Annotated in this window: 20 protein-coding genes; 7 read left to right on the forward strand and 13 right to left on the reverse strand. The window is 61.8% G+C overall.

All coding sequences use genetic code 11. From position 1 onward, the window contains the following. Window positions 1-7 precede the first annotated feature (7 nt). On the reverse strand, window positions 8-1,585 hold the full coding sequence (locus AC1DLV_RS15880; RefSeq protein WP_476800975.1) for a trimethylamine methyltransferase family protein: 1,578 nt from the start codon (window positions 1,583-1,585) through the stop codon (window positions 8-10). A gap of 200 nt (window positions 1,586-1,785) precedes the next feature. On the opposite strand from AC1DLV_RS15880, the gene AC1DLV_RS15885 reads away from it, so the two are divergent. Continuing rightward, window positions 1,786-2,958, forward strand: a complete 1,173-nt coding sequence (locus AC1DLV_RS15885) for an MFS transporter (RefSeq protein WP_476800974.1) — start codon at window positions 1,786-1,788, stop codon at window positions 2,956-2,958. A gap of 87 nt (window positions 2,959-3,045) precedes the next feature. Here AC1DLV_RS15885 and AC1DLV_RS15890 read toward each other — a convergent pair whose 3' ends face one another. Beyond that, the gene (locus AC1DLV_RS15890; RefSeq protein WP_476800973.1) at window positions 3,046-3,423 is read right to left on the reverse strand and encodes a COG4315 family predicted lipoprotein; all 378 of its coding nucleotides are present in this window, start codon (window positions 3,421-3,423) and stop codon (window positions 3,046-3,048) included. 319 nt (window positions 3,424-3,742) lie between these two features. On the opposite strand from AC1DLV_RS15890, the gene AC1DLV_RS15895 reads away from it, so the two are divergent. The 3 genes from AC1DLV_RS15895 (at window position 3,743) to AC1DLV_RS15905 (ending at window position 6,370) form a co-directional block, all read left to right on the forward strand. Further along, window positions 3,743-5,122 (forward strand): aspartate aminotransferase family protein, encoded by a 1,380-nt coding sequence (locus AC1DLV_RS15895; RefSeq protein WP_476800972.1) that lies wholly within the window; start codon window positions 3,743-3,745, stop codon window positions 5,120-5,122. A gap of 285 nt (window positions 5,123-5,407) precedes the next feature. Beyond that, window positions 5,408-5,782: a tudor domain-containing protein gene (locus AC1DLV_RS15900; protein ID WP_476800971.1), complete on the forward strand. Its 375-nt coding sequence runs from the start codon at window positions 5,408-5,410 to the stop codon at window positions 5,780-5,782. 216 nt (window positions 5,783-5,998) lie between these two features. Further along, window positions 5,999-6,370, forward strand: coding sequence for a hypothetical protein (locus tag AC1DLV_RS15905; RefSeq protein ID WP_476800970.1), 372 nt, complete (start codon window positions 5,999-6,001; stop codon window positions 6,368-6,370). A gap of 234 nt (window positions 6,371-6,604) precedes the next feature. On the opposite strand, the gene mmsB is transcribed toward AC1DLV_RS15905, so the two are convergent. After that, complete coding sequence (gene mmsB, locus AC1DLV_RS15910; RefSeq protein ID WP_476800969.1) at window positions 6,605-7,489, reverse strand: 3-hydroxyisobutyrate dehydrogenase; 885 nt, start codon at window positions 7,487-7,489, stop codon at window positions 6,605-6,607. Window positions 7,490-7,660: 171 nt separating this feature from the next. Continuing rightward, window positions 7,661-8,830, reverse strand: a complete 1,170-nt coding sequence (locus tag AC1DLV_RS15915; RefSeq protein WP_476800968.1) for an isobutyryl-CoA dehydrogenase — start codon at window positions 8,828-8,830, stop codon at window positions 7,661-7,663. 118 nt (window positions 8,831-8,948) lie between these two features. On the opposite strand from AC1DLV_RS15915, the gene AC1DLV_RS15920 reads away from it, so the two are divergent. Both AC1DLV_RS15920 and AC1DLV_RS15925 read left to right on the forward strand, forming a co-directional pair. Then, window positions 8,949-9,566, forward strand: a complete 618-nt coding sequence (locus AC1DLV_RS15920; protein ID WP_476800967.1) for a dimethylsulfonioproprionate lyase family protein — start codon at window positions 8,949-8,951, stop codon at window positions 9,564-9,566. A 3-nt stretch (window positions 9,567-9,569) separates the two neighbouring features. Beyond that, window positions 9,570-11,039, forward strand: coding sequence for a cobyric acid synthase (locus AC1DLV_RS15925; protein WP_476800966.1), 1,470 nt, complete (start codon window positions 9,570-9,572; stop codon window positions 11,037-11,039). 6 nt (window positions 11,040-11,045) lie between these two features. Here the strand turns inward: AC1DLV_RS15925 and AC1DLV_RS15930 are convergent, their stop codons facing one another. From AC1DLV_RS15930 to AC1DLV_RS15940, 3 genes are all read right to left on the reverse strand, one after another. Then, complete coding sequence (locus AC1DLV_RS15930) at window positions 11,046-11,465, reverse strand: VOC family protein (protein WP_476800965.1); 420 nt, start codon at window positions 11,463-11,465, stop codon at window positions 11,046-11,048. A gap of 80 nt (window positions 11,466-11,545) precedes the next feature. Further along, entirely contained in the window at window positions 11,546-12,376 is an 831-nt protein-coding gene (locus tag AC1DLV_RS15935; RefSeq protein WP_476800964.1) for a helix-turn-helix domain-containing protein, read from the reverse strand. Between the two features lie 62 nt (window positions 12,377-12,438). Next, window positions 12,439-13,224 (reverse strand): TSUP family transporter, encoded by a 786-nt coding sequence (locus AC1DLV_RS15940; protein ID WP_476800963.1) that lies wholly within the window; start codon window positions 13,222-13,224, stop codon window positions 12,439-12,441. Window positions 13,225-13,386: 162 nt separating this feature from the next. On the opposite strand from AC1DLV_RS15940, the gene AC1DLV_RS15945 reads away from it, so the two are divergent. Then, on the forward strand, window positions 13,387-13,818 hold the full coding sequence (locus AC1DLV_RS15945; RefSeq protein ID WP_476800962.1) for a tellurite resistance TerB family protein: 432 nt from the start codon (window positions 13,387-13,389) through the stop codon (window positions 13,816-13,818). 109 nt (window positions 13,819-13,927) lie between these two features. Here AC1DLV_RS15945 and AC1DLV_RS15950 read toward each other — a convergent pair whose 3' ends face one another. The 6 genes from AC1DLV_RS15950 to AC1DLV_RS15975 form a co-directional block, all read right to left on the reverse strand. Next, window positions 13,928-15,553 (reverse strand): ABC transporter ATP-binding protein, encoded by a 1,626-nt coding sequence (locus AC1DLV_RS15950; protein ID WP_476800961.1) that lies wholly within the window; start codon window positions 15,551-15,553, stop codon window positions 13,928-13,930. Then, window positions 15,550-16,410: an ABC transporter permease gene (locus AC1DLV_RS15955; protein WP_476800960.1), complete on the reverse strand. Its 861-nt coding sequence runs from the start codon at window positions 16,408-16,410 to the stop codon at window positions 15,550-15,552. The genes AC1DLV_RS15950 and AC1DLV_RS15955 overlap by 4 nt, the downstream gene beginning before the upstream one ends. Then, a complete protein-coding gene (locus AC1DLV_RS15960; RefSeq protein WP_476836185.1) occupies window positions 16,407-17,354 on the reverse strand; it encodes an ABC transporter permease in 948 nt (315 codons plus the stop codon). Before AC1DLV_RS15960 ends, AC1DLV_RS15955 begins: the two co-directional genes overlap by 4 nt. Before the next feature lie 78 nt (window positions 17,355-17,432). Beyond that, entirely contained in the window at window positions 17,433-18,914 is a 1,482-nt protein-coding gene (locus AC1DLV_RS15965) for an ABC transporter substrate-binding protein (protein WP_476800958.1), read from the reverse strand. A gap of 137 nt (window positions 18,915-19,051) precedes the next feature. Further along, entirely contained in the window at window positions 19,052-20,332 is a 1,281-nt protein-coding gene (locus AC1DLV_RS15970) for an acetylornithine deacetylase/succinyl-diaminopimelate desuccinylase family protein (RefSeq protein WP_476800957.1), read from the reverse strand. 113 nt (window positions 20,333-20,445) lie between these two features. Then, on the reverse strand, window positions 20,446-20,946 hold the full coding sequence (locus tag AC1DLV_RS15975) for a RidA family protein (protein WP_476800956.1): 501 nt from the start codon (window positions 20,944-20,946) through the stop codon (window positions 20,446-20,448). Between the last annotated feature and the right edge of the window lie 87 nt (window positions 20,947-21,033).

A 21,033-nucleotide genomic window follows, 5' to 3' on the forward strand; every position in this document is an offset into this window, starting at 1 on the left:
TCCTTCTCTAGAAATCGGTTGGGGCGCCGCCTTCGGCCTTGCGCTTGTCGACAAAGGCGTTGAGCTCCTCGCGAAGGGCAGGATCCATCCAGGGCTCCTCATAAGAGGCGAGGCGCTCTTTCCAGACGCGGTTTGCTTTTTCCACCGCAGTTGGACTGCCCGCCTCGGCCCAGGTCTCGAAATTGCGCCAGTCTGAGATAACAGGCGCATAGAAGGCGTTCTTGTAGCGGTCCTGCGTGTGCTGGGTGCCGAAGAAGTGCCCGCCGGGTCCGACATCGCGGATGGCGTCGATGGCCAGCGCATCCTCCGACAGGTCGAGTGGGGTCAGGAACTCGGCCACCATCTGCAGCAGGTCGATGTCGAGGATCATCTTTTCATAGGAGCAGCGCAGGCCGCCTTCGAGCCAACCAGCGCCGTGGAGGATGAAATTGGCGCCCCCCTGGATCGCACCCCATAGCGAAAACACGCTTTCATATGCCGCCTGCGCGTCGACAGCGTTGGCGGCGCAGACATTCGATGTGCGGTAGGGGATGTTGTAGCGGCGGGCGAGCTGGCCGCCGATCAGCTGGGCCTTCATGTATTCAGGCGTGCCGAAGGCCGGGGCGCCGGACTTCATGTCGACGTTGGAGGTGAAGCCGCCATAGCCGACGGGAGCGCCCTTGCGCACCATCTGGGTGAAGGCGAGGCCAGCAAGCGCCTCGGCGTTCTGCTGCACCAGCGCACCCGCAATGGTGACGGGCGCCATGGCCCCGGACAATGTGAAAGGCGTGACGATCACCACCTGGCCCATCGACGACATCTGGATGATGCCTTCCATCATCGGCACGTCGAGCTTCAGCGGCGAGTTGGTGTTGATGATGGTGTAGACCGACGGCTCCTCCAGCATCTGCTCGCGGGAGATGCCTCGGGCGATGCGAGTGATCTCGATGCCGTCGACATTGCGCTCCTTGCCGAGCGAATAGATGTGAAACACCTTGTCGGTGAGGGTGGCAAGGTCGCGGATGCATTCGAGGTGGCGGATCGAGGGATGAATGTCGACCGGCTCGACCGGATAACCGCCAGTCGTTTGCAGGATATTGTGCATCTGGGCGAGCTTGAGGAAGTTGCGGTAGTCGGCCTGGTTGCCTGGCCGCCGGCCACGGTCGAGGTCGGAGCAGTTGGGCGCCGACGCCATCTGCGAAATGACCAGATTGTTGCCGCCGAAACGCACATTGTGCGCAGGGTTTCGCGCATGCAGGGTGAATTCCGCCGGCGCATGCGAGATCAGCTCGAGGATCATGTCGGCATCGAAGCGCACGCGTTCCGAGCCCTCGCGCACGTCGGCGCCGTGTGCCTTCATGATGCGCCGCGCCTCGTCGTGCAGCACATCGACGCCGATTTCCTTCAACACGCGAAGCGACGCCAGGTGAACAGACTCGAGCTGGTCGTCGGAGATCAGCTTGGTTGGCGCGAAAGGTATCTTGAGCTGGCGGAATGGCGGCTGCTCGAAGGCCGAAGAAGTGCCGGCGCGCTTGCCGGCACGGCCCCCACGGCGGGCGCGGTCGGCGGCGGGAGCCGGTTCGGCAGAGGGCAGGGCCACGGTCATGGGAATCCTCACGGCAAGGCGAATGTCGTGGGCATAATGGACCGGGCGAAAATCCCTCATTGCGGAGGCGGCGACCAATAGCGCGAGGGAAGCGACATAAGGCGGTGGGCCTGGACCGACGCTCTCAGGCGTGGTGAGGCATCCCGGATGCGGTGGCTGTCGATAGGATTGCCTCGACAGATTCGTTTTTGGTGGCTGCGATGACATCTCCAGTTTCTACCGCCGAGCCGCCATTGCGATGGGCCGCGCTTGGCGGCGTGACCGCTGCATTGGCGATGTTCGGCGCTGCGCAGGGCCTGAGCTATCCGCTGTTTTCGCTGCTGATGCAGAAGCAGGGCATGTCTCCGGCCATGATCGGACTGTCGGCCGCAATGATGCCGCTGGGTCTTATCGTTTCAGCGCCCTTCGTACCCCTTGCCGTGAGGTTGGTGGGCGCCCGATCCCTGGCGGTCGGCTGTTCGCTCGCTGGCGCGCTCTGTTTTTTCGCCATCGGCTATCTGCAGGACTGGGTGGCCTGGTTCTTGATACGCTTCCTCGCGGGTGTGTGCATCAACCCGCTCTACATTCTGGGCGAGGTGTGGGCGCTGTCGCTTGCGCCGCCGTCGCGTCGCGGGCGGGTGATGGGCGTGTTCAACACGCTTATGGGGGTGGGATACGCCTCGGGGCCACTGGTGCTCACCATTGTCGGCACAACGGGCTGGACGCCATTTGTGGTGGCGATCGCCGGTTTCGTCGCATGCGCGGTCATGCTGCGTTTGCTGTCGGCCGGTCTGGCCGGGTTCGAGGACGATGGCCAGGCTGTCGGTGGCGTCGTTGGTTTTGCGGCCCTTGCGCCGGCGCTATTGTTCGCTGTTCTCGTCTCTGCCGCCAACCAGCAAAGCACCTATTCGCTGCTGCCGGTCTTTGGCGCCGGATACGGCCTGCCGGAAGCGGTCTTGGCGGCGATGCTCACCGCACTTTCCCTGGGGAATATCCTGTTGCAGATACCGCTCGGTCTTTTGGCGGAGCGTTTCGGCGGTCGGGCCATGATCGTGTTCTGCGCGACCACTACCGCGGTGTGCGCCCTGTTGCTGCCAATGCTGATCGCAACCCCATTTATCTGGCCGGTGCTGGTCGTGCTTGGGGCTGTGGGCTATGGCGTCTACACCATGGGGCTCATCGAGCTGGGAAATCGCTTCAACGGCAGTGCGCTGGTGGCCGGCAATGCCGCCTTCGCGCTGATGTGGGGCGTGGGCGGCATCGTTGGGCCACCGAGTTCCGGTGTGGCAATGCAGATATTAGGGACGCAGGGTCTGCCCACTGTCATGGTCAGCCTCAACGTGATGCTGGTCGCCTTTGCGCTTTACCGCGCTGCCAGGCGCAGATTTTCGTGAACACAAGAGGCCATCGCAAGCTGTGGATGCCACACAGCTTGCGGAGAAATGCGGCGGCGGATCACCGCCGCTGAGCGAGGCCGGTCGCTACATAGCCTTGGCGGCGTGCCACATGCCCCCCTTGCCGTCGCCAGCCATGTCTCCAGCCTTCTTGTCGCCGGCATATGTGTAGAGCGGTTTGCCTTCATAAGCCCACATATGCGAGCCGTCAGCGCTCTTGACGAGGGTCCATTCGCCTTCGGCCTTGGCGCTGGAAGCGGCCTTGAAGGGCGGCCAGTTTTTCATGCAGGCCGCGTCGCAATTGGATTTGTCCTTGGCATCCTTGTCAAAGGTGTAGAGCGTCATGCCCTTGGCATCGGTGTAGATCTTGCCCCCTTTGCTATCCATGACCTTGGCGGGTTCGGCCGCATACAAGGCTGCAGTGCTCACAAGCAGGACGGCAAGTGCTGAGAATATCGTTTTCATGATGATCGCTCCCTGGGCTTGGCCGAAAAAACGCGGGCCACACACGCAATCAACGCTGCAAGAGGTCGCTCTATTCCAACGCTATGTGCGAGGGGGATTTTTCCTGTGCTTGTGGATTCGTAAAACGCCGGGTTAAAGTGTCCTCATGTGCGCATTTGTTGCCCATATCCCGTTGCCCAGCGCGGTTTCGACGCCGTCCCCACGGACGCGGCATACCGAGCTTATGCGGCTGTGCGCGCGCATCGGCTATTCGCCGCCCGCCTGATCTCGAATCCGCCCCGGCACTTGCCGGATTGATTCAAGAGAGAGGCACAACCCAATGACTTATCAGAATTATTCGCTGAAGCAGCTTCAGCAGATCGATGCCGCGCACCATCTCCACCCCTTCACCGACCACAAGGAACTGCGCGAAATCGGCTCGCGCATGATCACGCGCGCTGAAGGGCCCTTCATCTACGATTCAGAAGGTGGCGAGCTGCTCGATGGAATGGCCGGGCTATGGTGCGTCAATGTCGGCTATGGCCGCACCGAGCTTGCCGAGGCGGCTTACGCCCAGATGAAGGAGCTGCCTTACTACAACTCCTTCTTCAAATGCTCGACGCCGACCCCGGTGCTGCTGTCGAAGAAACTCGCCGAACTCGCGCCCAAGAACATCAACCAGGTGTTCTACGGTTCGTCAGGTTCGGAATCGAACGATACGGCACTTCGGTTGGTTCGCCACTACTGGGCGCTCGAAGGCAAGCCGCAGAAAAACCGCATCATCTCGCGCCAGATGGCCTATCACGGCTCGACGGTCGCCGGCACGTCGCTCGGTGGCATGGATGGCATGCATCACCAGCTAGGAGGTGCGGTTCCGAACATCGTCCATGTCATGATGCCATATGCCTATGAGCTGGCATTGCCCGGTGAAAGCGACCACGATTTTGGCCTGCGCGCCGCCAAGGCCGTCGAGGACGCGATCCTTGAGGCAGGTGCTGAAAACGTCGCGGCCTTCATCGGCGAGCCGATCATGGGCGCCGGCGGCGTGAAGATCCCACCTGTGAGCTACTGGCCCGAGGTGCAGCGCATCTGCCGCAAATACGACGTGCTGTTGATGCTCGACGAAGTCATCACCGGATATGGCCGCACCGGCCAATGGTTCGCGGCCCAGACTTTTGGCATCGAAGCCGACACGATCACCACCGCCAAGGCGCTGACCTCGGGCTACCAGCCGCTGTCGGCGCTTCTGGTGGGTGACCGGATCGCCAACACGCTGGTCGAAAAGGGCGGTGAATTCTATCACGGCTACACCTATTCGGGTCACCCGGTGGCCTGTGCGGTGGCGCTCAAGAACCTTGAGATCATCGAGCGCGAAGGCCTGGTTGAGCGGGTGAAGACCGACACGGGTCCCTATTTCGCCAAGATGCTGAAGGAGCGCATCGCCGGCCACGATCTGGTTGGCGAAGTGCGTTCCGTCGGCCTGATGGGCGCGATCGAGATCGTCAAGGACAAGGCGACCAAGGAACGTTTCTCGCCCGGAGGCAGTGCTGCAGTTGTTGTGCGCGACCACGCCATCGCCAACGGCATGATGATGCGCGCGACCGGCGATTCGATGATCCTGTCGCCGCCGCTGATCTGGACCCGCGCCACCATCGACATGGCTTTCGACCGCATTCTCAAGGCTCTCGATCTCGCCGAAGCCGACCTGCGGAAAGCCTGAACATGAAACAGCCGGGCAGGGCATGTTCCTGTCCGGTTTGTTTGCCGGAGGCGGGATGATGAACGGCACATCAATCGTGCCTTTGATCGAATAGGTGGATGTGACCGAACCGGTGCGCCGCCACGACTGATCCGGAAATTCGTCGGATCAGCGTTCGGCTATCGCTGCTCCAGCTTTCGGCGCCCGGTGAAGTACTTCATCGTGCATTCATATTAGCTCGAATATGTGTTCTTACCCAGTTCAATTGGGGGCTGGTTATGGGTTGCATCCCAAGGTGATATTTTGATGAAGCATTTTTCTGTTCTGTTGGCCGCAGGTGCCATTTTCGCCACCACGCTTGGCACCGCGAGCGCGCAGACAACCGGCGATTGGGTTCTCGGAAACTACAAGGGTTCTGGCTATTGGTTCGCTGGGGTCATCGAAAAGGTGCAAGGCGACAAGATCACCGTTCGATACGACGACAATGAGCGTGAAACGACCAGCCTCAGCAAGGTTCGCCCCTACGATTGGAAGATCGGTACCAAAGTCGAGTGCAATTTCAAGGGCGCCGGTGAGTGGTACAAAGGCACGATCGCTTCGTTGGCCGGCGAGAAAGTTGGCATAGCCTATGACGACGGCGACAAGGAAACGACCAAGACGGGTCGCTGCCGGACAAAATGAATAAGCTGGGCAGGCTAATAGCCTGCCCATTTCACATGACGCCCGTCATGGCTTGGGCAACCTATGAGATGTCGTTCGGTTCGTAGACCGCCAAACGACTGAGCCGTTTCAGCTTGTTCATGACAGGCTGGAGGCGTATTGTGCACTGCACAATGATTGAGGCTGTTGTCAGAGACAGCCTTCGCCGGTCTGGCAAGGCCCGCTGGAGCAAGCCAAATGAAGAACCGTCGTCTGATGCGCGCCTCGCGCCAAACCACCGCTGTTGCCGGTAATCTGATGCTGGCGCCCATGGTCATCGCGATGCGTTTGCCGATGATGGCCACTGAAGCAGGCAAGGGTGGCATGCTGAGTGGCGAAACCTTGGCTGCCGTCACCGAAAAGACGGCGGCGATGGCCGAAGGCGTCGTTGCAGCACAGATGTCGTATTTCCAATCGGCCATGCAGTTCTGGCCCGAAGTGCTGTCAGGCCGCACGCCCTCGGTGTTCAACGGTGTTGCGGCGCAGAAATCGGTAGCCGCAGCGATGCGGCCTGCGAGCAAGCGCGTGAGGGCAAATTTCCGTCGACTGGCGAGTAAGTCCGACACGTAATCAAGGGCTGAACGCAAAAACCGCGCCCCGAAACGGGAACGCGGCTTTGCCACTTGAACGCATGGCCCTTCGCGACGCTTGACCAGCGAAGGTTACTGCTCCGGTACGCAAGACCTGATCCGGAGCCCGGGGCGGCTGCGAAGACCGCCCTTGCAAACCGTTTTAGCTGGACATCGTTACCGCGTGGTTAGCGAGAGCTTAATCAAACCTAAATTTTGAACTTTTTTGGAATGATCAGGCCGGTTCGCCGCGCAGGAACTTGATGATGCCGGAGAAATCGGCGCCGCCATTGCCGAGTGCCGAATAGAGCGCATAGAGCTGGGTTGCCTCGGCGCCGAGCGGGGTGACTGCCCCTGCCTGCTGCGCTGCTTCCTGCGACAGCTTGAGGTCCTTGAGCATGAGGGCTGCGGCAAAGCCCGGCTGATAGTCGCGATTGGCCGGCGAATTGGGGACGGGGCCCGGCACCGGGCAATAGGACGTCAGCGACCAGCATTGGCCTGACGAGGTCGAAGCCACGTCGAATAGGGCCTGGTGCGACAGGCCGAGCTTTTCGGCGAGCACGAACGCCTCGGCGACCCCAATCATCGAGATGCCAAGAATCATGTTGTTGCAGATTTTGGCGGCCTGGCCCGCTCCGGCGTCGCCGCAATGGACGATGCGTCCCGCCATCGGCTGGAGCACTGGCTCGGCCTTGTCGAAAGCTGCCTGTGCGCCGCCCGCCATGAAGGTCAGCGTGCCGGCCGCCGCACCCCCGGTGCCGCCTGATACCGGCGCATCGACCGACAACAGGCCATGCTTGGCGGCGATGGCATGTGCCTTACGCGCCGAATCGACGTCGATGGTCGAGGAATCGATCAGCAGCGCGCCCTTTTTCAGCTTCGGCGCGATGTCCTCATAGACCGAAAGCACATGCTTGCCGGCCGGCAGCATGGTGATCACCACGTCGGCGTCCTTGGCTGCTGCCACGGCATTGGCCATGACGGTGACGCCATTGCCGCGCGCTGTTTCAAGATGCTCGGGCATCAGGTCGAAGCCATGCACCGCGTGGCCGGCCTTGACGAGGTTGGCGGCCATGGGGTTGCCCATGTTGCCCAGACCAATGAAGGCGACTGTGGTCATGATTGATGTTCCTCCGGTGGGTGGATCGGGTGTTAGGGGAGTAGGGCAACAAGGGAGTAGGGCAGTAGGGCAGTAGGGCAGTAGGCTGGGAAGGTGTCTGCAAGCGCGCCATGTATGCGGCTTGTTGTTATTTTACTGCCCTACTGCCTTATTCCCCTACTGCCCCAATCCTCACTGCCTTCCGATCATATGCCGCGCGATGATGACGCGCATGATCTCGTTGGTGCCTTCGAGGATCTGGTGGACACGCAGGTCGCGCACCAGCTTCTCGATGCCGTAGTCGTGCAGATAACCGTAGCCGCCGAGCAGTTGCAGCGCCTCGTTGGCGACGTTGAAGCCGGTGTCGGTGACAAGGCGCTTGGCCATGGCCGACCATTTGGAGGCGTCATGGGCCTTGTGGTCGAGTTTCGAGGCCGCCGCATAGAGGAACAGGCGTGAGGCCTGCAGCTCGGTTTCCATGTCGGCGAGGCGGAACTGCAGTGCCTGGAAACGGTCGATGGTCTGGCCGAATGCCTTGCGTTCGGCGGTGTAGGCAAGCGCCTTGTCGAGTGCTGCTTGCGCACCGCCAAGCGAGCAGGCGGCGATGTTGAGGCGGCCGCCGTCGAGGCCGGCCATGGCGATGCCAAAGCCGGCACCTTCGTCGGAAAGGCGGTTTTCGACCGGCACGCGGCAATCGGTGAAGATCACCTGCCGCGTCGACTGCATGTGCCAGCCCATCTTGTGTTCGTTGGCGCCGAAGGACAGGCCGGGCGTGTCCTTGGGTACGACCAGCGTCGAGATGCCCTTAGGGCCGTCTGCCCCGGTACGCACCATGACGGCATAGATGTCGCTGTCGCCAGCGCCTGAAATGAACTGCTTGGCGCCGTTGACGACATAGTGGTCGCCGTCCAGCACGGCGCGGGTACGCAGCGCTGCCGCATCCGAGCCCGAGCCCGGCTCAGTCAGGCAATAGCTGGCCAGCCAGTCCATCGAGGTGAGCTTGGGCAGGAAGCGCTGGCGCTGCTCGGCGTTGCCGAAGCGATCGATCATCGATGCCACCATGTTGTGAATCGAGATGAACGACGAGAAACCCGGGCAGGCCTGCGACAGCTGCTCGAAGACGAGCACGGCGTCGAGGCGAGTAAGAGCGGAGCCGCCGACGTCTTCCTTGACGTAGAGCCCGCCGAATCCGAGCGGGCCGGTCTCGCGGATCACGTCATCGGGAAAGTGCTTGGCTTTGTCCCATTCGAGCGCATGAGGTGCCACGCGTTCGGCGGCGAAACTGCCCGCCATTTCGCGAATGGCCAGCTGGTCTTCGTTGAGTTCGAATTGACCGGCAGTCGCATCGATTGCGGCGTCCATGTCGGCCTCCCTGTCGTTTTTTTGGCTATGCGCGGCGTTCAATCTAGACCAATGATGCAGCCGCGCAACCCGACCTTCAACAGAGCGGCTGTGCGTAAATGCATGGGCGAGAAGCGACGTGGCGACAAAATTTGATGAGCTGCTGGAAGCCTTCAGGAGCTATCTCCAGATGGCCGGTTCGGTCTCACCTGTAGGTGAATTTCTCGGCGATATCGACTGGGCGATGCCTGTGCGGACACTGGAGCCAAACGTTATCAAATGTTCGCGTCTTCTCGACCGTAGCATTGAGCTGGCACCTGCCGAGCTTCGTCCGCTGGCGAGGCTGCTTGCGGAACGACGCGACGAACTCTGTTGGGGCCAGACCTACACGGCTGCGGATTTTGGCCAGCATTTCCTCGATAATTACGGCTGGGTCGAGCTGTTCGGCACGCGCGGGCACTACATGAACGACAAAGTAGCTGCCGGGTTTCTCGTTCTCGGCCCCGGCATCGAATATCCCGACCACCACCATGTCGCTGAAGAGGTCTACATCCCGCTGACCGGCGGCACTGAATGGCGCATGGGCGACGCGCCTTTTCGCGAAAGGCGGGGCGGCGAGGTGATCCACCACGCTTCCAACGTCAATCACGCCATGCGAACCGGCGGCGAGCCGCTGCTCGCGCTCTATCTCTGGCGTGGCGGACCGTTGGCGGCGAAATCGACCGTGACCGGGACGATCATCGGCGAAAGGGGCTGAACCATGGCCAAGGCGATCATGCTCCAGGGCACAGGCTCCGATGTCGGCAAGACCGTGCTGGTGGCGGGGCTGTGCCGCGCTGCGCGCAATCGCGGACTGCAAGTCAGGCCGTTCAAGCCGCAAAACATGTCCAACAATGCAGCTGTCGCCGACATTCCGGGCGAGGCGGGCGGCGGCGAGATTGGCCGGGCGCAGTGGCTGCAGGCGATTGCCTGTGGCGTGAAGCCATCGATCCACATGAACCCGGTACTGCTCAAGCCGCAAAGCGACATCGGCAGCCAGGTGGTGGTGCAGGGCAAGGTCTTTGGCCACGCCAAGGCGCGCGACTATCAGGAGTTGAAGCCCAAGCTGATGGGAGCGGTGCTCGATTCATGGGCCAAGCTGGGCGAGGGTGCCGATCTCATCATCGTTGAAGGTGCAGGCTCGCCGGCCGAGATCAACCTGCGCCCGCGCGATATCGCTAATATGGGCTTTGCCACGCGGACGGACGTGCCGGTCATTCTCGTCGGCGACATCGATCGGGGTGGGGTGATCGCATCGGTTGCCGGCACGCACTTGATCCTGCCGGAAGGAGACCGGCGCATGATCGTCGGCTACCTCATCAACAAGTTCCGTGGTGACGCCAGCCTGTTCGACGAGGGTATCACCGCCATCGAACGCTTCACCGGCTGGCGCTGCTTTGGCGTCGTGCCGTGGCTCAAGGCGGCGGCACTTCTACCGTCGGAAGATTCGGTCATCCTCGAACGGCTGGCCGGAGGCGAGAAACGGGCGCTCAAGGTGGCAGTGCCAATGCTCGGGCGGATCGCCAATTTCGACGATCTCGACCCGCTGGGCGCCGAACCTCAGGTCGAGGTGGTGTTCGTTCCACCTGGGCAACGACTGCCTGATGATGCCGGGCTTGTGGTCATCCCGGGGTCAAAGTCGACAATCGGTGACCTGGTGCTGTTCCGTGAAAACGGCTGGGACCGCGATCTCGAGGCGCATCGCCGGCGCGGAGGCCATATCGTCGGCATCTGCGGCGGTTACCAGATGCTAGGTCGTGTCGTGCATGACCCGCTGGGCATCGAGGGTAACGTCGAGGAGGCCGAGGGCCTCGGCATGCTTGATGTCGAGACGGTGATGGAGCCGGAAAAGACGGTCCGCAATGTCGAGGCGCGGTCGGTGCGCTATGGCGAGTCTCTGTCGGGCTATGAAATCCATCTTGGCCGGACGACGGGGAGCGATTGCGTCAGGCCCACCGCTGTCATCAATGGCGTCGATGACGGCGCGACTTCGGCAGACGGCAAAGTGTTTGGTACCTACATGCACGGCCTGTTCGGTGCCGACGGCTTTCGTGGACGTTTCCTCGAAAGCCTTGGCATCAGGGGCGGCGGCATCGACTATCGCGCCGAAGTCGAGCGCGCTCTGGACGAGATCGCCGATCATCTTGAGCGCCATCTCGACTGCGACGCGATTTTCGCCGCCGCGCGCTGACTCCGGTCAGGCGGCCGGTTCGCCAGCCTTTGGCCAGTAGGTGCCGAAGCACCAGACATTGCCCTCGGGGTCGCGGCAGACGAACTCGCGGCTGCCATAGTCGCGGTCGGTGAGTTGCTGGACGATTTGGGCGCCTGCATTTTTGGCGCGGGCGTGGACGGCATCGACGTCTTCGACGGCCACATAGAGCGACTTGCCGCCGTTTTGACCGGGTTCCCCGACGATCGCGCCATAATCGTCGGGCCGCGACGAGCCGATCATGATCAGCGACGCACCCAAGGCGAGTTCGGCATGGCCGACGTCAGCACCGTTCATGTATTTGGCATGGACGGAAAAGCCGAATGCCTCGTTCAACCAGTCGATCATGTTCGCGGCGTTGTTGTAGCGCAGTGTCGGGAATATGCGTGGAGCTTCGAGCGTGGGCATCTGGCACCTCCTTTGCAGCGTCGAACGATAGCCCACAGTGGCTGAGTGCCGTTTGGCCGTATTGAACAAATGTTACCGGCTCAGCCGAGGCGAAGCCCCGTCGGCGTAGCGCCTGCGAGCTCGCGAAACTCGCGAACGAGATGCGCCTGATCGGCATAACCGCATTCAGCTGCAAGATCGGCCCAGCCTGTGCGGCTGGCCTGCTTTGCAAGGCTTGCGGTGCGATTGAACCTGACGATGCGCGCGACCGCCTTGGGACCCAGGCCGGTCTGGTCAGCGAAACGGGCTGCGAGATGCTTGCGGCTCCAGCCGATCTCCGTGGCCATGGTCGCAATGCGGATGCGGCCGCCGCTCGCTACAATTTTTTCAAGTGCCCATCCGACTTCGGCCGATGAGGAAGCCGTGTTCATCATGCGCTCGGCGATGAAGTTCTCGGCAATATCCAGGCGTTTGTGCCAGTTAGTTTGCTCGCCGAGCCTTTCGCGCAATCGGTGGCCTGGGGCGCCAAGCAGCTCGTCGAACGGCACCATGCAATCGGCCAGCTCGCTCATAGGCATTCCGAAGAAGCGGCGGGCGCCAAGTGGGGTGAAATTGACCTGGACGCAGGAGGATCTGCCAAAGGAATCGATGGTCACCGGACCGGCATGAAGGCCTGCGGCGAAACTTGCGAAACGGTCGTTGTCGCCGGGCGCGCGGCTCAAGCCAATGGCGAACGGCTCGCCAAAGCTGATGACCAGAGGGACGGTCAGCGAAGCGGCTTCAGTCTGACGGCTGTAGACGGGAACAAGTTCGCGAAAGCCGATGAGATCGGTGACCATGCCAGCGAGCAACGCTGACGGTGCGCGCCGCACCATCTCGAACTGCGCTGCGAGATCAGCCGATGTTTCCGCAGAAAGTTGGCCGCTTGCCATTGTCCTGGCTCCGCTGAGGCAATCAGACGTTACCAGCGCAGCGAATGGCGGTCAAAACCGGCTCAGAAGCCCATCATTACCCGCAGCGGGTTGGTCGGGTCGATGAGCAGGCGGATGGCAAGTGCCACGCAGGTGCAGACCAGGAGCGGCTTGATCAGCTTGGCGCCGTTGCGCATCGCCATGTGGGCACCGAGCCGGGCGCCGAGAAACTGGGCGATGCCCATTACGATGCCGATCTTCCAGGCCATGGCGCCGATCAGCGCGAAGACGCCAAATGCACCGATGTTGGAGGCAAAGTTCAGCAGCTTGGTATGTGCCGTAGCCTTGAGCACGCCATAGCCGGCCAAAGTGACCAGGGCGAGCATGAAGAACGAGCCGGTGCCAGGCCCAAATACGCCGTCATAGAAGCCGATCAGCGGCACCACCGTCATCCCGATAAGGAAAGGCGACAGCCGTTCAGTGCGGTTGACGTCGTCCATGTTCGGCTTGAACGCGAAATACAATGCGATCGCGATCAGCAGGAAAGGCAAGAACGTGCGCAGGATTTCGATAGGCAGGACGGTTGCCAGCAAGGCGCCGAACACAGAGCCGATGCAGGACATGGCGGCGGAGGGCAGTTGCTTCTTGAGGTCGACATGCCCCTTGGCGGCGTAGCTGATGGTGGCCGAGCCCGAGCCAAACAGCGATTGCAGCTTGTTTGTTCCGAGCGCTTCCACTGGCGGAAGACCGGCCAGCAGCAGCGCAGGAATGGTGATCAGCCCGCCACCACCGGCGATGGAATCGATGAAGCCGGCGATAAACGCAGCAGCTATCAGGAACAGGAGTGTTTCGGTGGCAATGTCGAACATCGGCGCCAAGCTTCGCGCTGGAGGGAGCCGCCTTCGATCACAGCGAACAGGCTTGCGCAATAGCGTCGCCGGATCAGCCGCAGCTTAGCCGTTGGGCCAAGTGTTTTTCGGCCAACTTTGTTCTATATCGAAGCAGCAAGCAGCTCGACGGAAGGGATTCGCATGGCGACAGGATTGCTGGCCCAGATTCGCAACATGTTCGAGGGCGACCCCGGCGTGCGCAAGGTCGCTGACGATCCGGTGCTGTCGGCGGAGCTTCTGCTGCTGTTTCGCATGATCCTGGCTGACGGCGTTGCGAGCGAGAGCGAGATGGCTGTCTTTCGCCGGATCTGTACCGAAGCGTTCGGTATCGGCGAGGGCAGTGTTGATGCGGTTGTCGAATATCTCAACGAGTTCGGTTACGAGACCAACGGCTCGCAGGCGATTGCGATGTTTCACGACCTGGATATTGAGCGGCGCAAGCAGCTCGCGCGCCACATGGCCGATATCGCCAAGGCCGACGCCCATCTGGCGGAAAACGAGGTCAAGCTCTTGCGCCGAACGCTTGATCTGCTTGGCATCAGCCCCGTCGATGTGGTGAAGCCGGCACCGTAGACCTTTTCAGCGTTGGCCGGCCGGGTCCCCGATGCTTCGCATCGTCCCGGCGTTCGCTGGCCTTTCATCGTGCCACTGGCACGATGAATTCGCTACGCGAACCGGCGGCTCACCCTTGCTCCTGCAGCCGCCGGGCAATTGCCCGGTGCAGGTCGGGCGCGGCTGACACCAGCGCTTGTGCGGCTTCAGACGACGGCTGGTCGAGCACCTGGGCTGTCTTGCCGCGTTCGACAATCCGGCCTTCGTGCATGACCAGCACGTCGTCGGTGATGGCGCGGGCGACAGTCAGATCGTGGGTGATGAACAGATAGGCGACACCCAGCTTCTGGTTGAGTTCGGCGAACAGGTCGAGGATCTGGGCGCGGATCGACACGTCGAGGGCCGACACTGGTTCATCGGCAACGACCAGCTTGGGCCGGGTGATGATCGCGCGGGCGATGGACAGGCGCTGGCGCTGGCCGCCGGAGAATTCGTGCGGATACTTCTCCATGTCGGCCCGGCTGAGGCCAACTTCATGCAGCGCGCGCGCCACCATGTTGCGGCGCTCCTTGGCGTCGGGGCGCCGTTCCAGCAAATGAAGGGGCTCGGCGACCAGCCGCTCCACCGTATGTCGCGGATCAAATGAGGCGTAGGGATCCTGGAACACCACCTGCATGTTGCGGCGGGCTGGCTTCAGGTCGGCCTCGCTGCGCCCGGTGATGTTCATGCCACGGAACTTGATTGTGCCCGAACTCGGCGTGTCCAATGCCAGGATCATGCGGGCGAGGGTGGATTTGCCGCAGCCGGAGCGCCCGACAAGCGCCATTGACGCCCCCGGCTTCATTGTCAGCGAGACATTGTCGACCGCACGGACCGGTTCTGGCTTGGAAAACAGCGACCTGCGCCGGCCTGGATAGTCACGCGTGATGTTGGACACCTCAAGCAGGTTTTCGGTGCCCACATCGTCGACATGCGGCTTCACCCGTGCCGGCACGTGGGTTGAAGCAAGAGCGAGCTGGCGCGTGTAGGGATGGGTAGCTTCCGACAGCGTACGCGCGGTCTCACCGGTCGCTATGACCGTACCTTGGCGCAGGATGGTGATCCTGTCGGCCATCTCGGTCACCACGGCAAGGTCGTGCGAGATGAACAGCAGGCTCATCCTGTTTTCGCTGACCAGTTCTTTCAGCAAGTCGAGGATCTGCGCCTGCAGCACCACGTCGAGTGCGGTGGTCGGCTCATCGGCGATCAGAAGCTTGGGCTTCAGCGCGCAGGCAATGGCGATCGCCACACGCTGGCGTTGGCCACCTGACAGCTCGTGTGGGTAGCGCGAGAGCGCGAATTTCTGCTCAGGCAGGCCAACGCGGTCGAGTATTTTCCTGGCGCGCTGCTCCGCTTCGGCGCGGCTTGCCCTGGTGTGCCAGCGGATACCCTCGGCCACCTGCTCGCCGATGGTCTTGACCGGGTTCAGCGCGGTCATCGGCTCCTGGAAGATCATTCCGATATCGTCGCCCCGCAGCGCGCACATCTGCTTTTCGGACGCACTGAGGATGTCGTTGCCGTCGAATGTGATGCGGCCCTTGGCCCGCGCCGAGGCGGGTGCAAGCTGCATGATGGCAAGTGCGGTCATCGACTTGCCGGAGCCTGACTCGCCGACCAGGCCCATGACCTCGCCCGGCGCAATCGACAGGTCTATGTCCCGAAGGATCGGCAGACTGCCGATCTTGAGCGACAGTTTCTCGATCGTAAGCAGGCTCATATCCGGCGCCTCGCCCGCGGATCGAGGATGTCGGAGATGCCGTCGCCAAGCAGGTTGAGGCCAAGAACTGTGAGCAGGATGGCGCAGCCGGGGAAGAGGGCGAGCCAGGGGGCGACCATCATCAGCGTCTGTGCGTCGAACAGCATGCGCCCCCAGCTTGGCATTGGCGGCTGCGTGCCGAGCCCGACATAGGACAGAGCCGCTTCGGCAAGGATGCCGAGCGCGAACTGGATGGTGCCTTGGACGAGCAGCAGGTTGGCGATGTTGGGAAGGATATGCTCGATGGTGATGCGGGTCTTGTTCTTGCCGGCCGCACGCGCGGCCAGAATGTATTCGCGTGGCCAGATCGACAATGCACCGGCACGGGCGACACGGGCAAAGACCGGAATATTGAAGATGCCGATGGCGATGATGGCGTTGATGGCGCTGGGGCCGAAGACCGCCGTGATCATGATCGCCGACAACAATGCAGGGAAGGCGAAGACGAGGTCGTTGAAGCGCATCACCGCTTCGTCGACCCACCCGCCGCGCGCCGCAGCCCAGCAGCCGAGGGGCACGCCGATGCCCATGCCGATGACGACCGCGACCAGAGCCACGGCAATCGAGTTGCGCGCGCCGAGCATGATCATCGACATCACATCGCGGCCGAAATGGTCAGTGCCAAACCAGTGTGTGGAGGATGGTGGTTGCATCCGGTCGGCGACGATCAGCCTGGTGACGTCGAAGGGTGTCCAGAAGAATGACACCAGCGCCATGGCGGCAACGACCAAGGTGAAAAGCAGTCCGATGACGAAGGAGCGGTTGGTTAGCGCTCGGCCGACGAAGCTCTCTTCGCTGTGTGGCGCAGTCCCGCTCATAACCGCGCCCTCAGGCGCGGGTCGACCACCGCATAGGAAAGATCGACGATCAGGTTGACCACGACCACGGCTGCCACGAGCAGCATCACCACGCTTTCAACCACGATCAGGTCGCGTTGGGTGATCGCCTGGAAGACAAGCCGTCCGAGGCCGGGCAGGTAGAAGACGTTTTCGATGATGATGGTGCCGGCGAGCAGAAAGGCGAATTGCAGCCCCATGATGGTCAGCACAGGGATCATGGCGTTGCGCAAGGCATGCCTCCACAGTACCGCGCGCATCGGCATGCCCTTGGCGCGGGCGGTGCGGATGTAGTCTTCGCCCAAGACCTCGATCAGCGCGGCACGCGTGACGCGCGCGAGAATGGCCGCCTGCGGCAAGGCAAGGGCCAATGCCGGCAGGATCAGCGCCTTAAGCGCCGGCCAGATCCCGTTGCTCCAGCCTGGAAAGCCGCCGGCCGGCACCAGCCTGAGCCAGACGGCGAAGACATAGACGAGCAGCAGCGCGAACCAGAAGTTGGGCATGGCAACGCCAACCTGTGCCACGGCCATGGCAGCGGTATCGGCTGCCTTGCCGCGACGTGCGGCGGCAAACAGCCCGACCGGAATGGCGATCAGCGTGGATAGCGTGAGCGCAATGATAGCGAGCGGAAAGGAGACGACGAGGCGCTCCTTGATCAGGTCGATCACCGGCACCGAATAGGTGTATGACTTGCCGAAATCGAGTGACAGCAACCCACCGGCCCAGTTGAAATAGCGCAGGATGAGCGGCTCGTTGAGTCCCATCTGGTTGCGCAGGAGTTCGACCTGAGCGTCACTGGCGTTCATGCCCAGCATCAGCCGTGCGGGATCGCCCGGCACGACTTCGAGCATCAAAAACACCACGACCGAAGCGACGACGAGGGTCGCTATTCCGATCAGCAGGCGTTTGAGCAAATAGGCCGTCATCGATCGCAAACTGCCCGAGAAAATGCCGCTCCGAAAGCTCGCGGGAGTCGCGGAGCGGCGCAGTTCACAGAACTATCGTCAATCGACCCACTTAACTTTGGTCAGATCGTTGGCCTGGATCGGCGAATTTTCCCACAGACCCTCGATCTTGGCGTCCCAGATGCCGACCTTGGGCAGTTCGAACAGGAAGCCGTTGACGGCGTCGTCAGCGAGAATCTTCTGCGCCTGCTTGTAAAGCTCCGTACGCTTGGCCTCGTCTGAGGTCAGATTGAGCTCGTCGATCACCTTGTTGAAGGCCGGGTTGTCGTAGTTGAAGTAGTAGTCCTTGCGGGCATAGATATCGATGTCGTTGGGCTCGGTGTGCGAGACGATGGACAGGTCGTAGTCCTTGTCGGTGAAAACCTGCTTGAGCCAATCGGCCCATTCGACCGGAATGATCTGCAAGTCGATGCCGATCTCGCGCAGTTGCGAAGCAATGATCTCGCCACCCTGGCGAGCATAGCCGACCGGCGGAAGTTTCAGCGTCGCCTTGAAGCCGTCAGGGAGACCCGCCTCCTTGAGCAGTTCCTTGGCCTTGGCGATGTCATGCGGATAGGTGCCGGTCAGGTCGACATAGGCCGGATTGTGGGGCGCGAAGTGCGAACCGATGGGCGTGCCAAGGCCGCCCGTCGCGCCATCGATGAGCGCCTTGCGGTCGATAGCGTGCGCGATCGCCTGACGTACCTTGATATTGTCGAAGGGCGGGCGCTTGTTGTTGGTGGCGAGCAAGGTCTCGCCTTCGGTCGTGCCGATGACGACCTTGAAGCGCGGGTCGGCCTTGACCTGAGCGAGCGCGTCGCCGAGTGCGAAGTTGGGCAGCGCTTGCACATCGCCGGATAGCAAAGCAGGGATCGCTGCGGCCGCATCCGGGATGATGCGGAACTCGGCTTTTTCAAGCGCGATAGGATCGCCCCAATAGCCTTCCGCCTTGACCAGCGTGATCGACGAGCCTTTGGCCCAGTTCTGGAACTTGAACGGGCCGGTGCCGATGGGCTTTTCCTTGTTGGTGTCGGCGGTCTCCGGCGCCACGATCACCGCGTCGCCCCAGCCGAGATTGTACAGGAACGAGCCGAGCGGGTTTTTGAGGGTCACCTTTACAGTGGACGGGTCGACGACTTCCACGGTGTCGATCGCCGCAAACAGGCCCTTTTGCGCATTGACCGAGTTTTCGCCGCGCGCGCGGTTGAGCGAGAATTGCACGTCCGAAGCGTCGAAGTCGGTCCCGTCGTGGAACTTTACGCCGGTGTGCAACTTGAACGTATAGGTCTTGCCGTCGTCGGAAATGGTCCAGCTTTCAGCGAGGTCGGGCAACACTTCGCCGCGCGAGCCGATCCGGGTCAGGCCTTCAAATACGTTGGCGTAGAGCACTTCGTCGATGGCAGCGGCGGCACCTGCTGTCGGGTCGAGGTGAGGTGGTTCCAGCGGCATGCCCAGCACCAGATCGGTGCGGGCGGCCATGGCGGCGGTGCTGGATGCCAGGGCAAACGCTGCGGCTGCCACGATGGTTTTCCAATGCTTCATGCTCAAATCTCCCCCGCTCAACTTCGACGGCCGGATAGAAGCGCGATTTTCCGGCCGAGTAAATCAAGTTTGTTGCAATCGCAGCAGCGCTGCCGAAATGAATTTCTTGGTCGAACGGACCAGTGTTGCTTGCCCACTCAGCCGTTGAACTGGCTACGAAGCAATATGTCGAGGCCGATGGCCATGACCTTTGCCGATTGCACCATGTCGTCGATGCCGACCCATTCATCGGGTCGGTGAGCGAGGTCGAGAATACCGGGGCCATAGGCGATGCAATCGTACAAATGGCCGATACGGGCGACATGCTTCTGGTCGTAGGTGCCGGGCGAGATGACATATTCCGGCTCCTTGCCGAAAATCTCGCGGATGCCCTTGGCGACGGCCGACGCCACCGGCGCGTCGCGCTCGGTCATCAGCGGCTGCACCTCCATGATGTCGCGGATCTCGTAGTCGAATTTCTTGCGCTCGCGTTTCAGGCGCTCGAGAATGCTGGTGACCTCGCCCTTCACCTCAGTGATGTCTTCTTCAAGCAGGAAGCGGCGATCGATGGTCAGCCGGCACGAATCGGGCACATTGGGCGAGGGCAGGCCGGGGCGGAAGTCGTCGGTCTGGCCACCATGGATCGAATTGATGTTCATCGTCGATCGCCTCGCGCCTTCAGGCACGACGGGCATGCGTGTCGTCTTGCGGTCGAGCGCGGGAAACAGCTCTCGCTCGAAGGCTTCCAGCACCGCGCCCATGTGGCGCACCGCGCAATCGCCAAGGAAGGGCATCGAGCCGTGGGCGATTTCGCCCTTGGTCTCGATCTCGGCCCACCAGACGCCACGATGGCCAAGGCAGATGCGGTCCTTGTTGAGCGGTTCGGGGATGATGACGTGGTCGACCTTGGGCTTTGAGAAATAGCCCTTACCGGCGAGATAGGCGACGCCGCCGAAACCGCCTGACTCCTCGTCGACGGTGCCTGATATCTCGATGGCGCCGGGAAAGTCCGGGTTCACGTCCATGAAGGCTTCGGCTGCGATGATCGAGGCGGCGAGCCCGCCCTTCATGTCGCAGGCGCCGCGGCCATAGACGCGACCGTCGCGGATGACGCCCGCAAACGGATCGACAGACCAGCCTTCGCCAGCCTCCACAACGTCGATGTGGGAGTTGAAATGCACCGTCTGGCCGCGAGATCTGCCGTCAAAGCGAGCGACGACATTGATACGGGGGAAACGGTCCGTGTCGCCAGGCGTGCCCTCGGCGCGGATGTATTCGATCTCAAAACCGCGTTTGGCCAGGCGGTTGCCGAGGAATTCGGCGCAGGGGCGATAGGCATCCCCCGGCGGATTGATGGTCGGAAAGCGGATCAGCTCCGCCGTCAGTTCTGCCAGTTCGTCACGCCGGTCGTCTATGATCTTGAAAAGCTTGTCATACATGCGGTCGACACGATTCAATTGTGGTCGGATCGACAGCCAGTCTTACGCATCCGCTCAGCCGTGTCGAGCGCGCAGACTGCACGGTATCGAGCTGCCTGCGCAAACCGTTCCGCTCAGGGGCGAACGGCGGTGACTTCGATTTCGACAAGCCAGCCAGGAGCAGCAAGGCCGGCAACCTGCATAACCGAACGCGACGGCAGGTTGGGCTGTTCCTTGGTGCCGAAGAACTGGGTGTAGCCTTCCATGAAGCCGCCGAAATCCATCTTGCCGCCCTTTTCGGGATCGCCAACAAGGAAGACCTGCATCTTGATCACGTCGCCCATCTTGAGGCCGAGACCCTCGAGCGTCTTTTCGATCGACTTGAACACCGTTTCCGTCTGGGCCTTGGTGTTGCCATAGGCGGCAAGGCTGCCCTTTTCGGCCTTTTCATCGACGACCGAAGGCACGGCGCCGCTGACATAGACTGTCGTCTTGCCAGCCGGCACTTCGACTGCCTGGGCGATCGGGAAATCGGAATTCGGAATCTTGTGGCGTATGACGTCCTGAGCCATCGCGCTGCCGGTGAGGAAAAATCCGGCCACAAGCGTGGCGGCGCCGATCCGCATCTTTGTCATCTTTTACTCCTTCATTGCCGCATGGAATTGGAGCAGCCGGCCAAGTCCACCGGCCGCCCCGGTCGTCAGAACAATCGCTCCAACCTG

The organism is Aminobacter sp. 01T433 (genome assembly GCF_056398585.1).

Excerpts from the sequence above, each read along its gene's own strand:
- mmsB (WP_476800969.1), bottom strand. The coding sequence starts at position 7,489 with ATGACCACAGTCGCCTTCATTGGTCTGGGCAACATGGGCAACCCCATG.
- AC1DLV_RS15940 (WP_476800963.1), bottom strand. The coding sequence starts at position 13,224 with ATGTTCGACATTGCCACCGAAACACTCCTGTTCCTGATAGCTGCTGCG.
- AC1DLV_RS15900 (WP_476800971.1), top strand. The coding sequence starts at position 5,408 with ATGAAGCATTTTTCTGTTCTGTTGGCCGCAGGTGCCATTTTCGCCACC.
- AC1DLV_RS15975 (WP_476800956.1), bottom strand. The coding sequence starts at position 20,946 with ATGACAAAGATGCGGATCGGCGCCGCCACGCTTGTGGCCGGATTTTTC.
- AC1DLV_RS15915 (WP_476800968.1), bottom strand. The coding sequence starts at position 8,830 with ATGGACGCCGCAATCGATGCGACTGCCGGTCAATTCGAACTCAACGAA.
- AC1DLV_RS15970 (WP_476800957.1), bottom strand. The coding sequence starts at position 20,332 with ATGTATGACAAGCTTTTCAAGATCATAGACGACCGGCGTGACGAACTG.
- AC1DLV_RS15895 (WP_476800972.1), top strand. The coding sequence starts at position 3,743 with ATGACTTATCAGAATTATTCGCTGAAGCAGCTTCAGCAGATCGATGCC.
- AC1DLV_RS15955 (WP_476800960.1), bottom strand. The coding sequence starts at position 16,410 with ATGAGCGGGACTGCGCCACACAGCGAAGAGAGCTTCGTCGGCCGAGCG.
- AC1DLV_RS15890 (WP_476800973.1), bottom strand. The coding sequence starts at position 3,423 with ATGAAAACGATATTCTCAGCACTTGCCGTCCTGCTTGTGAGCACTGCA.
- AC1DLV_RS15880 (WP_476800975.1), bottom strand. The coding sequence starts at position 1,585 with ATGACCGTGGCCCTGCCCTCTGCCGAACCGGCTCCCGCCGCCGACCGC.
- AC1DLV_RS15885 (WP_476800974.1), top strand. The coding sequence starts at position 1,786 with ATGACATCTCCAGTTTCTACCGCCGAGCCGCCATTGCGATGGGCCGCG.
- AC1DLV_RS15960 (WP_476836185.1), bottom strand. The coding sequence starts at position 17,354 with ATGACGGCCTATTTGCTCAAACGCCTGCTGATCGGAATAGCGACCCTC.
- AC1DLV_RS15935 (WP_476800964.1), bottom strand. The coding sequence starts at position 12,376 with ATGGCAAGCGGCCAACTTTCTGCGGAAACATCGGCTGATCTCGCAGCG.
- AC1DLV_RS15950 (WP_476800961.1), bottom strand. The coding sequence starts at position 15,553 with ATGAGCCTGCTTACGATCGAGAAACTGTCGCTCAAGATCGGCAGTCTG.
- AC1DLV_RS15930 (WP_476800965.1), bottom strand. The coding sequence starts at position 11,465 with ATGCCCACGCTCGAAGCTCCACGCATATTCCCGACACTGCGCTACAAC.
- AC1DLV_RS15905 (WP_476800970.1), top strand. The coding sequence starts at position 5,999 with ATGAAGAACCGTCGTCTGATGCGCGCCTCGCGCCAAACCACCGCTGTT.
- AC1DLV_RS15925 (WP_476800966.1), top strand. The coding sequence starts at position 9,570 with ATGGCCAAGGCGATCATGCTCCAGGGCACAGGCTCCGATGTCGGCAAG.
- AC1DLV_RS15965 (WP_476800958.1), bottom strand. The coding sequence starts at position 18,914 with ATGAAGCATTGGAAAACCATCGTGGCAGCCGCAGCGTTTGCCCTGGCA.
- AC1DLV_RS15945 (WP_476800962.1), top strand. The coding sequence starts at position 13,387 with ATGGCGACAGGATTGCTGGCCCAGATTCGCAACATGTTCGAGGGCGAC.